The sequence below is a fragment of the Rhodococcus sp. OS5 genome (genome assembly GCF_056837585.1).
Genome location: NZ_CM166368.1, coordinates 4,096,002 through 4,108,973, shown reverse-complemented (window position 1 = coordinate 4,108,973; position 12,972 = coordinate 4,096,002). Strand labels below are relative to the sequence as shown.

The following is a 12,972-nucleotide window of genomic DNA, read 5'->3' as shown; positions in this document are numbered from 1 at the left end:
CACGGTATGGGAGTTCTGGGTATCGGTTTCGACCTCGTGACGGTGTCGGAGTTCGCCGAGCAATTGAACAGGCCGGGAACGGCAATGCTCGACAACTTCACACCGGGCGAGCGTCGAGACGCCGCTACCCGGAGCTCCGAACCGGCACGACATTTCGCCGCCCGGTGGGCTGCGAAGGAAGCAGTGATCAAGGCATGGTCAACTGCTCTCTTCGCCGGCCCACCGGTGCTGGGGGAAATGATCCACAATCAGATCGAGGTCGTCTCGGACGCCTGGGGGCGCCCCGGCATCCGGCTTCGCGGTGACGTGGCCAAACACCTGACCGGAGTGAAGATTCATATTTCGCTCACGCACGACGGGGACATGGCGGGCGCTTTCGCGGTCATCGAATCCGACCCGGAGTAGCACTGCCGGACACGAAAGAGCCGGTCTCCCAAGGGGAGACCGGCTCTTTGTCGTTCGACTAGTCCTTCGTGCGGGATTCCTTCTCGGCGACGAGGAGATACGCGATCATCAACCTTTTCAGTTCGGCGACGGCGTCGGCATGCGACTGACCGTCCTGAACCGAGAAATTGAGCATCGAATACACCACGTGGACAAGAACTTCCGCCATCATCAGGCGACGATCTCGCCGCGTACGAGGCGTCAACGGGCCGAGCATTTTCGCTACGGTCTCGGCGAACTGCTTTTCGTGAATGACTCCGGTTGCCCGCGTGGACGGCGTCGACTGCATCGCCAGCCAGACCTCGCGGCGCGACGGATCTGACGTCCACAGCCCGGCCATGTGATCGACGAAACTGTTCAGGAACCGCAACCAGTCGAGCGAGGGTACTTCGCCGCCGAACTGAGCAAGCTCGTGCTGGACCCCGACGAGGTCCTGGCGGTTCAATTCGCACACGATGACGTACTTGTTCGCGAAGAACTGGTAAAGCGTCCCAATCGGGACGTCAGCACGTGCCGCGACTTCTTCACAGGTGAACGATTCGAAACCGACATCGGTGAGGAGTTCCCGTGACGCAGCCAGGAGTGCGTCGAATTTACGCTGGCTGCGCTCTTGCGTCGGACGCTTGCGCGGCAGCAGTTCCTGCGGTTCTTCGAGGCTCTGGGGATTCTCCAGTGCTGGGTCGACTCGTCGCCGCGCGCGGTGACGAGTCGTGGGCTGCACGTCTTCCAGGCTATCGGTGTTTTCTGTCGAATTTGGGACTTGTGCATTATCCGGTGTCATCGGCCACCTACTTCGGCGGTCGTGATCGGTCGAAACGCACCGCGCAGGTGCGCGCACACGAGTCCCGATGCTGTTGCCACACCTCGATACTAGGTGACCAACTGTCCAGTAGCCGAAGAGGTTGCTGCGCGGTGTGGCGCAACGGCGATCCTGGCGCCTGCCTACGTCCGATTCGGGCAGACTGAGATTCTTCGGGCACACCGAGATTCGATGCCGAGGAGAGGGAGACGATGACGGAAGAACTGCGAACCGCGGTAGGTGAACTCATGCCGCGTGCCCGTGAGGATCTGAGTGCACTTGTGGCGATGAAGTCCGTTGCCGATGCACGGCAGTACCCGCCGGAAGAATGCGCGGCCGCTGCGCATTGGGTCCTGGAGGCATTCCGGGCTCAGGGTTTCGCCGATATCGAGGCGATCGAGACCTCCGACGGTTCGGCCGCGGTTGTCGGGCGTCGACCAGGCCCGGGCGGTGCTCCGACCGTTCTGCTGTACTGCCACTACGACGTTCAGCCGCCCGGAAGCGAAGAGCTCTGGGGCTCCCCGCCTTTCACGCTCACCGAGCGCGACGGACGGTGGTACGGACGGGGCGCTTCCGACTGCAAGGGCAACGTCGTCATGCATCTGACAGCTCTGCGAGCGCTCGCCGCAGCCGGTGTGGATCCGAGCGTCCACCTGACGCTCGTCGCCGAAGGATCCGAGGAGATGGGCACTGGCGGTCTCGAGGATCTGGTGCGAGAGCGGCCCGAACTTTTTGCAGCCGACATGATCCTGATCGCCGATACCGGCAACACCGAAGTCGGGGAGCCGACGATCACGACGTCATTGCGCGGGATCGCGAACGTTGTGGTCCACGTGTCGACGCTCGAGGGTGAGATTCACTCCGGTGTCTTCGGTGGACCGGCGCCCGATGCGATCACCGCGCTGGTGCACATACTCTCGACGCTGCACGACAGCGCCGGAAACACCACTGTCGAAGGCTTGACCAACGATCAGGAGTGGGCGGGTGTCAGTTATGACGGCGATCAGTTCCGCTCCGACGCCGGGGTGCTCGAAGGGGTGCAGTTGACTGGTTCCGGTTCGGTTGCCGAGCAGGTGTGGGCTCGTCCGGCGCTGACCATCCTGGGTATCGACTGCCCGCCGGTCGTGGGTTCGGCGGCGGCGATCACGCCCCGCGCGTCGGCGCGCCTGAATCTTCGTGTCCCGCCTGGCACGGATCCGGCGCAGGCACAGAAGTTGTTGACGGACCACCTCCGCGCGGCGGCGCCGTGGGGCGTCCACATCGAGGTCGTTCCGGAATCGACGGGATCGCCGTTCTCGTCCTCGACGGAGGGTGCAGGTTTCGCGCAGCTGAAGTCCGCGCTCACCGATGCCTACGGCCGCGAAGTCGGATTTGGCGGCCAAGGGGGATCGATACCGCTGTGCAGTGCACTGGCCGAGCAGTTCCCCGACGCGGAGATCGCGTTGATCGGCGTCGAGGAACCGCAATGCCGCATTCATGCGCCCGACGAAAGCGTCGACCCGTCGGAGATCGAGAATCTCGCTTTCGCGGAGGCTCTGTTCTTGAGCCGGTACGGGAGTTAGACCGACAGATCGCGTCGTAGCTTGGCGACGTGGCCGGTGGCCCGGACGTTGTACTGGGCCACCTCGATCTTGCCTTCCTCGTCGACGAGGAACGTCGAGCGGATGACGCCCTGGACGGTCTTGCCGTACATCTTCTTCTCACCGAACGCGCCCCAGGCTTCGAGCGTCGCCTTCTCGGGATCGGAGAGCAGCGGGAAGGTCAACTCTTCGGTATCGCGGAACTTCGCGAGTTTTGCGGGCTTGTCCGGCGAGATTCCGATGACTTCGAGGCCGGCGCCGTTCAGCTCGGCGAGGCTGTCACGGAAGTCGCAGGCCTGCTTGGTGCACCCCGGGGTGCTGGCCGCCGGGTAGAAGTACACGATGACCTTGCGGCCGCGGTAATCGTGAAGGGAAACCTCGTTGCCATCGGCGTCTGGGAGTGTGAAATCCGGCGCGACGTCGCCGGCGGACAATCTACTGTTCTCGGTCACGGGAATCGAGGTTAGTCGAGAAATTGCGCGGCAGGTGGGCGCGAGGGCATTCTGCTCCTCTACGGTAGAGCGAAGTGTCGGCGCGCTGCGTCCGCACAGCAGACCCGCACACAGAGCAGCAGAACACAGACAAGTTGGAGGACACGTGCCCAGGGACACCGAGAGCATCGAACGCGAGATCGAGAAGGCGCGTAACCAGCTCGCGAGCACACTCGACGAACTGACGGTCCGCACCAACCCGAAGCGGCTGGTCGAGAACACCAAGAAGACGGTGCTCGCCAAGCTCAACGAGCCGGCAGTGAAGTACGCGCTGATCGCAGTCGGTTCAGTGGTGGGACTACTCGTGGTCCGGAAGATCATTCGCTGACCCGAGTTGTCGAAGACAGAACATGAAGAAGGCCCCCACCTGGTGAGGTGGGGGCCTTCTTGCAAGTGCGCCCACAGGGACTCGAACCCCGGACCCAGTGATTAAGAGTCACTTGCTCTACCAACTGAGCTATAGGCGCTCGCTCTTGCGAGACAGAACATTAGCCGACAGGCTCAGGAGTTTGCAAAACGCGTGTTCATCGTGGTGACGATGGTTACATCGCTTCCGGAATTCACGAGTGTGGAGGGTGCGAATCCGGCCAGCGGACGGTGCTTTCCAACTGCTGTGCGACGGCGAGAATCGTCGGTTCACCACCGCTGCGCCCGACCAGTTGGACGCTCAGGGGGAGTCCGCGTTCGGAGAACCCGGCGGGCACAGCGGCCGCCGGGTTGCCGCAGACATTCCAGATCGAACAGTAGGCGGCGATCGGCAACGCCTTGCGGACTGCTGACAGAAGGCTGGTTCCTTCGAGTTGTCCGATCGGGCGTGGCAGCGCGGGCGTGGTCGGCATCAGGACCAGGTCGAAGGTGTCGAAGACCTGGTTGACCGTCGCTGCGATTCGCTCACCTTTGCGGTAAGCGAATTTCCCGACGCGCGCGGGAGCGGCTATCCGGCCGATCGACGCGAGTGCTCGTGTGCGCTTCTCGAGTAACGCTGGATGATCGACGCGCAGTGCTTCGTCGCGGACGCCGCCGAGTACCTGCGGGAGAAATGCTGCAGTTGCGTCCGGGTACTCGGGATCGTGTTCTTCGACGTGATGTCCCAACGCGCTCAACATCTCTGCGATCGAATGCACCGCGGCAACGACCTCCGGGGACGGGCGGACGCCCCGGACCGGACTCCGAGTGGACACTGCAATGCGAAGTGGCGCGGGCGCCGACGCGGCTGACTCGGCAAAGCTGGTGCGGAGCGTTTCGGCTGTGTAGTCGTCGATCCCGGTGGTACCGGTGATCACGTCGTACACGAGCGCGCTGTCCTCGACGGAACGAGTGAGAGGCCCTAGTGTGCCGAGTCCGCGCCAGAGGTTTCGGTTCGGCGCGGTGCTCACCCGACCGCGCTGCGGTTTGAGTCCGAACAACCCGCAGAACGCCGAAGGCAGTCGGATGGAACCGCCGCCGTCGCCGCCTATCGCCGCCGCGACCATTCCCGAAGCGACGGCCGACGCAGATCCTCCGCTCGATCCGCCCGTGGATACGCCAGTGTCCCAAGGGTTTCTGGTGTAGCCGTTTGCGGCGGTCTCGGTGAAGGGCCAGATGCCGAACTCGGGCATCGTCGTCTTGCCGACAATCACTGCGCCGGCCTCGCGCAAACGGCGAACGACCTCCGAGTCAGCGGAGGCGATGCGAGTTGCTGCCGCACCGCCGTACGTCGTGGGCGTTCCGGCGACGTCGTTCTCGTCCTTGATCGCGATCGGGACTCCGTGCAGTGGGCCCAGGCTGTGGCCGTCGGCCTGGCGCTGATCGAGACGTGTCGCTTCGTCGAGCGCTTCGTCTGCGAGAACTCGCACAAAAGCATTGAGCGTCGAATCGAGGCGTTCGATACGGCGAAGTGTGTTCTCGGTGAGCTCGCGGGCCGATATTTCTCCGGACCGGATCAGAGCGGCCTGACCCGCAACCCCGGCAAATGCCAGCTCGCTGCCCGGTGTGGTTTCGCGCTCGGTCATCAATCCTCCAGGCCGTGGTTCCGATAACTGTGAAGTCTATTCACCACAACCTGTTCACCACGACACAAAGAAAAATCCCCACCTTCCGAAGAAGGTGGGGACCTTTGCAAGTGCGCCCACAGGGACTCGAACCCCGGACCCAGTGATTAAGAGTCACTTGCTCTACCAACTGAGCTATAGGCGCTCGCTCTTGCGAGACAGAACATTAGCCGAATCGCCGGTTCGGGAGCAAATCGCCAGGTGGAGGCGTCACCGCTGTAGTCCGATCGGAGGAAATCCGCTGAAAGCGGTAACAAAACGGACGGTTCGGAGCGATTGATACTTGAACGTTACTGACGGCGTGGCCTTTCATGACCGTTGGTAACGAGCGCGCCTGGCATCATTGGTGCAGCGCAGTCATACCGCAAGTCCCACTTGCCTTCCGGTAAGTGGGATTCGCATGTGACGCGGAAGTTAGTCGGAGAAATTGTGAAGCGGAGTCGAACGATGAGTCGTCAAAGGTGGGGTCTGTCCGTGCGCGGGGGGAACGGTCGAGCGTCGAAGGGCGCGGCGATGATCGCGGCGTCTCTCGGTGCTCTCGTTCTGATGACCGCGTGCACGTCGGGCGGCAAGGACGTCAGTACCGAAGGGTCGGCGCCGATCGATTCCAATCCGCTCACCGAACTCATCAAGCCGAAGCTCACCTCGACCGCTGCCGACGGTGCTGTCGGCTTCTCGCCGGGCGACCCGGTCAAGATCAACGTCGCTGACGGCGCTCTGTCCGACGTGACGATGGTCAATCAGGACGGCAAGGCAGTTGCCGGCGCGATTGCTGCCGACGGTGCGTCGTGGACCACCACCGAGCCACTCGGCTACAACCGCAAGTACAAAATCGAGGCCCGCGCATTCGGATTGGGTGGCGCAAGTACGACGGTCACGTCCTTCACCACCAGCGCACCCGGCAACGTCACCAAGCCGTACGTCTTGCCCAACGAGGGTGACGTGGTCGGCATCGGTCAGCCCATCGCGGTGCAGTTCGACGAGAACATCCCCGATCGCAAGGCTGCCGAAGCCGCGATCACCGTCACCACGACTCCGGCCGTCGAAGGTGCGTTCTACTGGGTCAACAATCGTGAGGTCCGTTGGCGTCCGGAGAACTACTGGGCACCGGGCACCAAGGTCGACGTGAGCGTCGACGTGTACGGGCGCAATCTCGGCAAGGGAGTCTTCGGGCAGGAAGACGCCAAGAGTTCCTTCACCATCGGTGATGCCGTCATCGCCACGGCGGACGACAACACCAAGCAGGTCACTTTCCAGGTCAACGGTGAGACCGTCATGACCATGCCCACCTCCATGGGCAAGGACAGCACTCCCACCGACAACGGCGTCTACATCATCGGTGACCGCTTCGCGAACATGATCATGGACTCGTCCACGTACGGCGTCCCGGTCACCTCGGCGCAGGGTTACAAGACCCCCGTCGACTGGGCGACCCGAATGTCCTACAGCGGTATCTTCTTCCACTCGGCGCCGTGGTCGGTCGGGCAGCAGGGCTACTCCAACACCAGTCACGGCTGCCTCAACCTGAGCCCGTCCAACGCCAAGTGGGTCTACGACAACACCAAGCGTGGGGACATCGTCGTCGTCAAGAACACCGTCGGCGGCACTCTCTCCGGCACCGACGGCCTCGGTGACTGGAACATTCCCTGGAGCGTCTGGAAGACCGGCAACGCGGACGTCTGAGTGCGTTCCTGAAGCGCTGAACGCCAGAATGCCCCCGACCGTCCGGTTGGGGGCATTCTGCATCTGCACACCTTTTGTGAGCGAAAGTGCCTCTCGGTCTATCTGAGGCGACGGGAGGTACGTTCGCTCGGTGTCAGCGTCGACCGAACGCGTCCACTCCGGTCATTTCAGCGGACAGTGCCCACAATCTGCGTGCGTCGGCGGGATCGGTAGCCCAAGGCTTCACGCCGCCGACGCTCATGTCATCGGTCTGCGCGACGTCCGCGATGTTGCAGTCCTGGAGGTACGCGCCGACGTGATCGGCGAGTATCGGTGCCGTCGCTGCCCATACCGTTGTAGCGGCGCCCTGGGAGGGAGTCTTGAACCCCGGCACGGCGTCGCCATTCGACGTCGTCCATCCGAGATCGTGTTTCTTCGATGCAGAGAAGTGACGTTGAAGGGGAGTGAGGATGCTCCCGGGATGGACGGAGAACGCACTGATACCGCGTGAAGCACCGGAGCTCGCCAGCTGTACAGCGAATAGAGCATTTGCAGTCTTGGCTTGACCGTACGCAAGCCAGCGGTCGTAACCGTTGCGGAAATGTATGTCATTCCAACGCACTCCCGACAGAAAATGTCCCGCCGACGAGACCGCTACTACGCGAGAGCCGTTTGCGGGCATGGCTGGCACAAGCAGGTTCACCAGTACAAAGTGCCCGAGGTGATTGATCGCGAATTGTGATTCCCAGCCGGAGCCGACACGGAGTTCCGGGCAGGCCATGACCCCCGCATTGCAGATGATGATGTCCGGAGTGATCCGGGATTCGAGAATTTCTCGCGCACACGATCTGACACTGCTCGGGTCCGACAGGTCGCACGCTCGCACTTCGATACCCGGAAGGTCGGCCACCGCGCTCCGTGCCTGTTCTGGTCGGCGGGCAAGAACTACAACTCGCGCGCCGACCGAAGAAAGTGACTGCGAAACCTCATATCCGAGTCCGGAGTACCCGCCGGTGACCAAAACCGTAGTGCCTGTTAAATCTTGTCCGGCAAGTACGTCGTTGGCAGTGGAGACTCGGGAGTATCCGGTGTTGATTTTGCGCTGGATGGAATTCATGGCTGCGACCGTAAAATCTGGAGTGCACTCCAGGTCAAGGAAAGGTCGCCAGGCAATGCGCGAACTGTCAATCGGTGACGTCGCTGTCCAGACCGGAATCAGTATCGATTCCCTTCGATACTTCGAACGTGAGGAATTGCTCGTTCACGAGGTTGCGCGCTCGGCAGGTGGGCGTCGGGTGTACTCCGATAGCGATGTCGCTTGGTTGAAGCTGTGTAATCGCTTCCGAGACTCGGGTATGCCGATCGCCACGATCCGCGAATTCGCCGCTCTCGTCAGGTCAGGTCCAGGAAACGAGAAGGAGCGGCTTTCACTTTTGCAGTCGCATGAGGAGTTGATTCGATCCAGGATCGCTGCGATGCAGGACAACCTGACCGTCATCCACGACAAGGTTTCGGCATACGAGCGACACGTTCGCGAGGGGACCGTCGCAGGTGTCTGGGAGCCGCAACCGTCGCCCGAGTGATCGACGGCTGGGCCATTTGCGGCGAATTCCAGCTACCCCGATGCGAGCGAAAGTGGCTTTCGGTCTATCTGAAGCGACCAGAGGTACGTTCGCTCGGCTCGGGCACGGGTTGCTCGGGAGCGCGCGATTTGTCGCGGTCGCCACCCCACCCACTTCGGGTGAACGTATCGCTGCCCCCGTCAGAGAAGGGGAGCGATACGTTCACCCGGCCGTGGAAGGGGAGATTGGGGCTGGCGCACAAACCAAAAGAACCCCCGAAAATGTCTTTCGACATTCTCGGGGGTTCCGCTTGGGTGAGCGACGGGACTCGAACCCGCGACAGCCAGGATCACAACCTGGTGCTCTACCAACTGAACTACGCCCACCATTGCCTCGGCCACCGGTTTGACCCGGCTGCTTTGACGAAAGAGATACTAGCGCGAAAGTCGGTCAGGAAGCCAATCGGCTGGTCAGGCGGGACCCAAGCCCTCGACGACGGCTGCGATCTCCGCACTCGACGGTCCGGGTGCCGCGACGAATGCAGTGCCGCGGTAGTACTTGAGTTCGCGGATGGATTCCTTGATGTCGGCGAGCGCTCGGTGGGCGAGACCTTTTTCGGGCTGGCCGAAGTAGATTCGCGGGTACCAGCGACGGGAGAGTTCCTTGATGGAGCTGACGTCGATCATCCGGTAGTGCAGGTATGTGTCCAGCGCCGTCATGTCGCGTGAGATGAATCCGCGGTCGGTGGCGATGGAGTTGCCTGCCAAGGGTGCCGTACCGGCGACGGGAACGTGCTTGCGGATGTACGCGAGCACCTCTTTCTCCGCCTCGGCGAGGGTGACCGTCGACTTACGAACCTCTTCGGTCAGTCCCGACTTTGCGTGCATCTTCTTCACGACGTCGGGCATTGCAGCCAACGCGTCGTCGTCGGCGTGGATGACGATGTCCACACCTTCGCCCAAGATGTTCAAGTCGCTGTCGGTCACCAGAGCCGCAATCTCGATGAGTTTGTCCGACTCGAGTCGCAGCCCGGTCATTTCGCAATCGATCCATACCAATTTGTCCTGCACCAGGAACACAGTAGTGCGCGCGGGCGCGGGATAAGGTCTGCGGTGGAAACTCGACGTGTGTGAGACGGCGTTCGGGTGATGACAAGAACTTCGCCGCATTGCAACGAGGAGGGCTTTTCGATGACCGTGGATCCGAAGGACGGAGCAGCGCCGCTGACGCCGGCGGAGAAGGCGAAAGCTGCCAAGGCTGCCGCTGCCGAAGCCGCTCGGATTGCAGCTGAAGCCGCTGCAGCAGCTGAGGAAGCAGAGAAGGAAGCGGCTGCCGCCGAGGCCGAAGCATCGGCCGGAGCCACCCCCGCTGCTCAGGTGCCCTCGGGTGCTGCCGCTGAAATCGCGGCGGGCTATTCATCCGAGGGGTGGGCACTCGAGCTCGGCTCGGTGGTGATCGACGGTGTTGCAGATCCCACCGCGCGGGTGCGGATTCCGTTGGCGACGATCAACCGTCACGGTCTGATCGCCGGTGCGACGGGTACCGGCAAGACCAAGACGTTGCAGGGCATCGCCGAGCAGCTGTCCGCCGCGGGTGTGCCGGTTGTGATGGCCGACGTCAAGGGCGATCTCTCGGGTCTGTCGAAGGCGGGGGATCCGAGCGAGAAGGTGAAGTCTCGCGCAGTCGAGACGGGCGACGATTCGTGGACTCCCGCTGGGATGCCAGTCGAGTTCTTGTCGTTGGGTACTGACGGAATCGGTATCCCGGTGCGCGCGACCATCACCAGTTTCGGGCCGATCCTGCTCAGTAAAGTGTTGGGCCTCAACGAGACCCAGGAATCGACACTCGGGCTGATCTTCCACTGGGCCGACACTCAGGGCCTCGCCCTGCTGGACCTCAAGGATCTGCGTTCGGTCATCGCCCACCTGACAAGCGCTGAGGGCAAGGCGGATCTGAAGGGTATCGGCGGAGTTTCCTCGGCGACGGCGGGAGTGATTCTGCGCGCGTTGGTCAACCTCGAAGCAGATGGTGGTGACACCTTCTTCGGTGAACCAGAACTCGAAACCGAGGATCTGCTGCGTGTCGTCGGCGGTGCCGGTGTGATCACGCTGTTCGAACTCGGTGCCCAGGCGGCGCGCCCGGCAATGTTCTCCACCTTCCTGATGTGGGTGCTCGCGGACCTGTTCCAGACGCTGCCCGAAGAGGGAGATCTGGACAAGCCGAAGCTCGTGTTCATCTTCGACGAGGCGCACCTTCTGTTCGCGGACGCGTCGAAGGCCTTCCTTCAGCAGGTCGAACAGACGGTCAAGCTCATTCGTTCCAAGGGCGTCGGCGTGTTCTTCTGCACGCAACTTCCGACCGACATTCCGAATTCGGTGCTGTCACAGTTGGGTGCGCGGGTTCAGCACGCCCTGCGTGCCTTCACGCCCGACGATCAGAAAGCCCTCAACAAGACCGTCCGCACGTACCCGAAGACCGAGCACTACGACCTGGAAAAGGCACTGACTTCACTCGGCATCGGTGAAGCCATCGTGACCGTACTCTCGGAAAAGGGTGCGCCGACGCCGGTGGCCTGGACCAAGATTCGTCCTCCGAGGTCGCTGATGGACACCATCGGCAACGACGCGATCAAGGCGGCCGCGTCGTCGAGTCCCCTGAATCAGAAGTACGGCCAGACCATCGACCGCGAGTCGGCGTACGAGAAGCTGACGGCCAAGGTGGCCGGTGCTCCGACAGCGGATCAGTCCCTGGATCTTCCGCCGCTGCCCGATCTGCCGCCACCGCCGCCGGCCGAGCCGGAGGGCCCCAACATCGCCGAGCAGATCTTGGGCAACTCGGCTGTCAAGAGTTTCCTGCGCTCGGCGGCTTCGGCTGCGGGACGCGAGATTTCGCGAAACATCTTCGGCACCGGTAGTCGCCGCAGGCGCTGAGGCTCAGGCGCCCGCGAGGTCAGATGCCGACCTCGCGGGCCAGCAGGTCGTTGATCGATTCGCGCCTGATCAACGGCCGCGCAATCCCGCCCAGCACGGCGACGACCGGCGGCCGGCCGACGCTGTTGTAGGTGGAGGCCATGCTGTGGTGGTATGCGCCCGTACACGGCACTGCCAACAGGTCACCTTCATGTAGGTCGGCGGGAAGCCTTGCTCCGACGGCAATTTCGTCGCCCGATTCGCAGTGTCGCCCGGCGACGGTGACTTCCTGGAGCGGTGCGCGCGAATGTCGGTTCACCAGTTCGACGTCGTAGTGGCTGTCGTACAACGACACCCGAGGGTTGTCGCTCATCCCGCCGTCGACGGACACGAAGGTTCGTCCCCCGCTGATCGACTTGATGTTCTGTACGCGATAGAGCGTGACTCCGGCCCGCGCAGCGATCGCTCGGCCGGGTTCGAGCACGATTTCTGGTCGAGGGAAGCGGTTTCGGGTGCACGTGTCGTCGAGAGTTTCGTCGATGACATGTGCGAGGCGGGTCAGATCCAGTTGGGCGTCGCCCGGCACGTAGGCGATCCCGTGGCCACCGCCGAGATCGAGTTCGGTGAGGATGATTCGATGCGTACGACGTATATCGTCCATCTGCGCGACCATCGTCTCGATCGCGGGGCGGAAGTGTTCGGGATCGGTGATCTGGGAGCCGAGATGGCAATGCAGGCCGATGAGTTGCAGGTGCGTCGCGGTGGCGACGACGGACACCGTTCGTTCCAGTTCTTCGGAAAATGCTGGTAAACCGAACTTTTGGTCCAAGATGCCGGTGGACACTGCCTTGTGTCCGTGTATGTCGATGCCGGGTGTGACTCTGACCAACACCTTCTGTCGGTGGGTGCACACCGACGCGAGCCGTACCGCTTCGCTGGGGGAGTCGAGGACGATCCGGCCGACACCCGCGTTGACCGCCGCCCTCAGTTCGGAAACCGATTTGGCATTGCCGTGCAGGATGATTCGGTGGGGGTCCACGCCCGCGGCAAGCGCGACGGCGAGTTCACCGGCGGAACAGACATCCACCCCGAGTCCCTCGTCGGAGACCCAGGTAGCCATCGCTCGAATCATCAGTGCCTTGCCGGCGTACACGATCTCCGAGTCGGGGAAGATCTCTCGATACGTGCGGCAGCGGTGCCGCACGTCCGCCTCGTCGACGACGTACGTCGGTGTGCCGTACTGGTCCGCGATCTCTTCGAGGGAGACGTCGCCGATGCAGACACGCCCGCTGTGGTCGTGGCGAGTACTGATGGGCCACAACGCAGGATCCATACGCGGTGTCATTGCGCCGCGTAGGGAGGGGAAGATTTCGAGTAGCGTCACGTCGATCTCCTGAAGGTGACCCGCCGTGTTGCGGGCTACCTTCAGATCTACTCCCGAAGATCACCGGTGGGGCGGATCTTGACGCTTACTTGACGCGCCGCCGAACGAGGT

Annotated in this window: 12 protein-coding genes and 3 tRNA genes; 6 read left to right on the top strand and 9 right to left on the bottom strand. The window is 62.6% G+C overall.

Translation table 11 applies throughout. The annotated features are described in order from the left end of the window. The first annotated feature begins 6 nt into the window (after positions 1 to 6). Positions 7 to 405 carry a holo-ACP synthase AcpS gene (gene acpS, locus ACVZUB_RS19155; RefSeq protein WP_003945362.1) on the top strand — a complete coding sequence of 133 codons (399 nt, stop codon included), beginning with the start codon at positions 7 to 9 and terminating at the stop codon, positions 403 to 405. A gap of 58 nt (positions 406 to 463) precedes the next feature. On the opposite strand, the gene ACVZUB_RS19150 is transcribed toward acpS, so the two are convergent. Next, positions 464 to 1,165, bottom strand: a complete 702-nt coding sequence (locus tag ACVZUB_RS19150) for a TetR family transcriptional regulator (RefSeq protein ID WP_003945379.1) — start codon at positions 1,163 to 1,165, stop codon at positions 464 to 466. Between the two features lie 290 nt (positions 1,166 to 1,455). Between ACVZUB_RS19150 and ACVZUB_RS19145 the strand changes: the two genes are divergently transcribed. Beyond that, on the top strand, positions 1,456 to 2,805 hold the full coding sequence (locus tag ACVZUB_RS19145; protein WP_482627658.1) for a M20/M25/M40 family metallo-hydrolase: 1,350 nt from the start codon (positions 1,456 to 1,458) through the stop codon (positions 2,803 to 2,805). Here the strand turns inward: ACVZUB_RS19145 and bcp are convergent. Further along, a complete protein-coding gene (gene bcp, locus ACVZUB_RS19140; protein WP_007733290.1) occupies positions 2,802 to 3,275 on the bottom strand; it encodes a thioredoxin-dependent thiol peroxidase in 474 nt (157 codons plus the stop codon). The two genes, ACVZUB_RS19145 and bcp, sit on opposite strands and share 4 nt — an antisense overlap. Positions 3,276 to 3,420: 145 nt before the next feature. On the opposite strand from bcp, the gene ACVZUB_RS19135 reads away from it, so the two are divergent. Continuing rightward, a complete protein-coding gene (locus tag ACVZUB_RS19135; RefSeq protein ID WP_003945299.1) occupies positions 3,421 to 3,642 on the top strand; it encodes a DUF3618 domain-containing protein in 222 nt (73 codons plus the stop codon). A 66-nt stretch (positions 3,643 to 3,708) separates the two neighbouring features. Here the strand turns inward: ACVZUB_RS19135 and ACVZUB_RS19130 are convergent. From ACVZUB_RS19130 to ACVZUB_RS19120, 3 genes are all read right to left on the bottom strand, one after another. Next, a tRNA-Lys gene (locus tag ACVZUB_RS19130) sits at positions 3,709 to 3,781 on the bottom strand. A gap of 93 nt (positions 3,782 to 3,874) precedes the next feature. Further along, the gene (locus ACVZUB_RS19125) at positions 3,875 to 5,305 is read right to left on the bottom strand and encodes an amidase (RefSeq protein ID WP_083060065.1); all 1,431 of its coding nucleotides are present in this window, start codon (positions 5,303 to 5,305) and stop codon (positions 3,875 to 3,877) included. A gap of 111 nt (positions 5,306 to 5,416) precedes the next feature. Then, positions 5,417 to 5,489: transfer RNA gene (locus ACVZUB_RS19120), tRNA-Lys, on the bottom strand. A gap of 368 nt (positions 5,490 to 5,857) precedes the next feature. On the opposite strand from ACVZUB_RS19120, the gene ACVZUB_RS19115 reads away from it, so the two are divergent. Further along, positions 5,858 to 7,027 (top strand): L,D-transpeptidase, encoded by a 1,170-nt coding sequence (locus tag ACVZUB_RS19115; protein WP_374229205.1) that lies wholly within the window; start codon positions 5,858 to 5,860, stop codon positions 7,025 to 7,027. 133 nt (positions 7,028 to 7,160) lie between these two features. On the opposite strand, the gene ACVZUB_RS19110 is transcribed toward ACVZUB_RS19115, so the two are convergent. Then, positions 7,161 to 8,123 carry an oxidoreductase gene (locus tag ACVZUB_RS19110; protein ID WP_482627657.1) on the bottom strand — a complete coding sequence of 321 codons (963 nt, stop codon included), beginning with the start codon at positions 8,121 to 8,123 and terminating at the stop codon, positions 7,161 to 7,163. Between the two features lie 55 nt (positions 8,124 to 8,178). On the opposite strand from ACVZUB_RS19110, the gene ACVZUB_RS19105 reads away from it, so the two are divergent. After that, complete coding sequence (locus ACVZUB_RS19105) at positions 8,179 to 8,589, top strand: MerR family transcriptional regulator (RefSeq protein WP_482627656.1); 411 nt, start codon at positions 8,179 to 8,181, stop codon at positions 8,587 to 8,589. A gap of 292 nt (positions 8,590 to 8,881) precedes the next feature. Here ACVZUB_RS19105 and ACVZUB_RS19100 read toward each other — a convergent pair. Together ACVZUB_RS19100 and orn are read right to left on the bottom strand one after the other, a co-directional pair. Further along, positions 8,882 to 8,954 (bottom strand) — tRNA-His (locus ACVZUB_RS19100). A gap of 84 nt (positions 8,955 to 9,038) precedes the next feature. Beyond that, entirely contained in the window at positions 9,039 to 9,638 is a 600-nt protein-coding gene (gene orn, locus ACVZUB_RS19095) for an oligoribonuclease (RefSeq protein ID WP_024487359.1), read from the bottom strand. Positions 9,639 to 9,758: 120 nt separating this feature from the next. On the opposite strand from orn, the gene ACVZUB_RS19090 reads away from it, so the two are divergent. Continuing rightward, positions 9,759 to 11,498 carry a helicase HerA-like domain-containing protein gene (locus ACVZUB_RS19090; protein WP_482627655.1) on the top strand — a complete coding sequence of 580 codons (1,740 nt, stop codon included), beginning with the start codon at positions 9,759 to 9,761 and terminating at the stop codon, positions 11,496 to 11,498. Between the two features lie 19 nt (positions 11,499 to 11,517). Here the strand turns inward: ACVZUB_RS19090 and lysA are convergent, their stop codons facing one another. Then, on the bottom strand, positions 11,518 to 12,861 hold the full coding sequence (gene lysA, locus ACVZUB_RS19085) for a diaminopimelate decarboxylase (RefSeq protein ID WP_482627654.1): 1,344 nt from the start codon (positions 12,859 to 12,861) through the stop codon (positions 11,518 to 11,520). Between the last annotated feature and the right edge of the window lie 111 nt (positions 12,862 to 12,972).

Coding starts and splice junctions, on each gene's coding strand:
- acpS (WP_003945362.1), top strand. CDS start 7: ATGGGAGTTCTGGGTATCGGTTTCGACCTCGTGACGGTGTCGGAGTTC.
- ACVZUB_RS19145 (WP_482627658.1), top strand. CDS start 1,456: ATGACGGAAGAACTGCGAACCGCGGTAGGTGAACTCATGCCGCGTGCC.
- ACVZUB_RS19125 (WP_083060065.1), bottom strand. CDS start 5,305: ATGACCGAGCGCGAAACCACACCGGGCAGCGAGCTGGCATTTGCCGGG.
- ACVZUB_RS19115 (WP_374229205.1), top strand. CDS start 5,858: ATGATCGCGGCGTCTCTCGGTGCTCTCGTTCTGATGACCGCGTGCACG.
- ACVZUB_RS19110 (WP_482627657.1), bottom strand. CDS start 8,123: ATGAATTCCATCCAGCGCAAAATCAACACCGGATACTCCCGAGTCTCC.
- ACVZUB_RS19105 (WP_482627656.1), top strand. CDS start 8,179: ATGCGCGAACTGTCAATCGGTGACGTCGCTGTCCAGACCGGAATCAGT.
- ACVZUB_RS19090 (WP_482627655.1), top strand. CDS start 9,759: ATGACCGTGGATCCGAAGGACGGAGCAGCGCCGCTGACGCCGGCGGAG.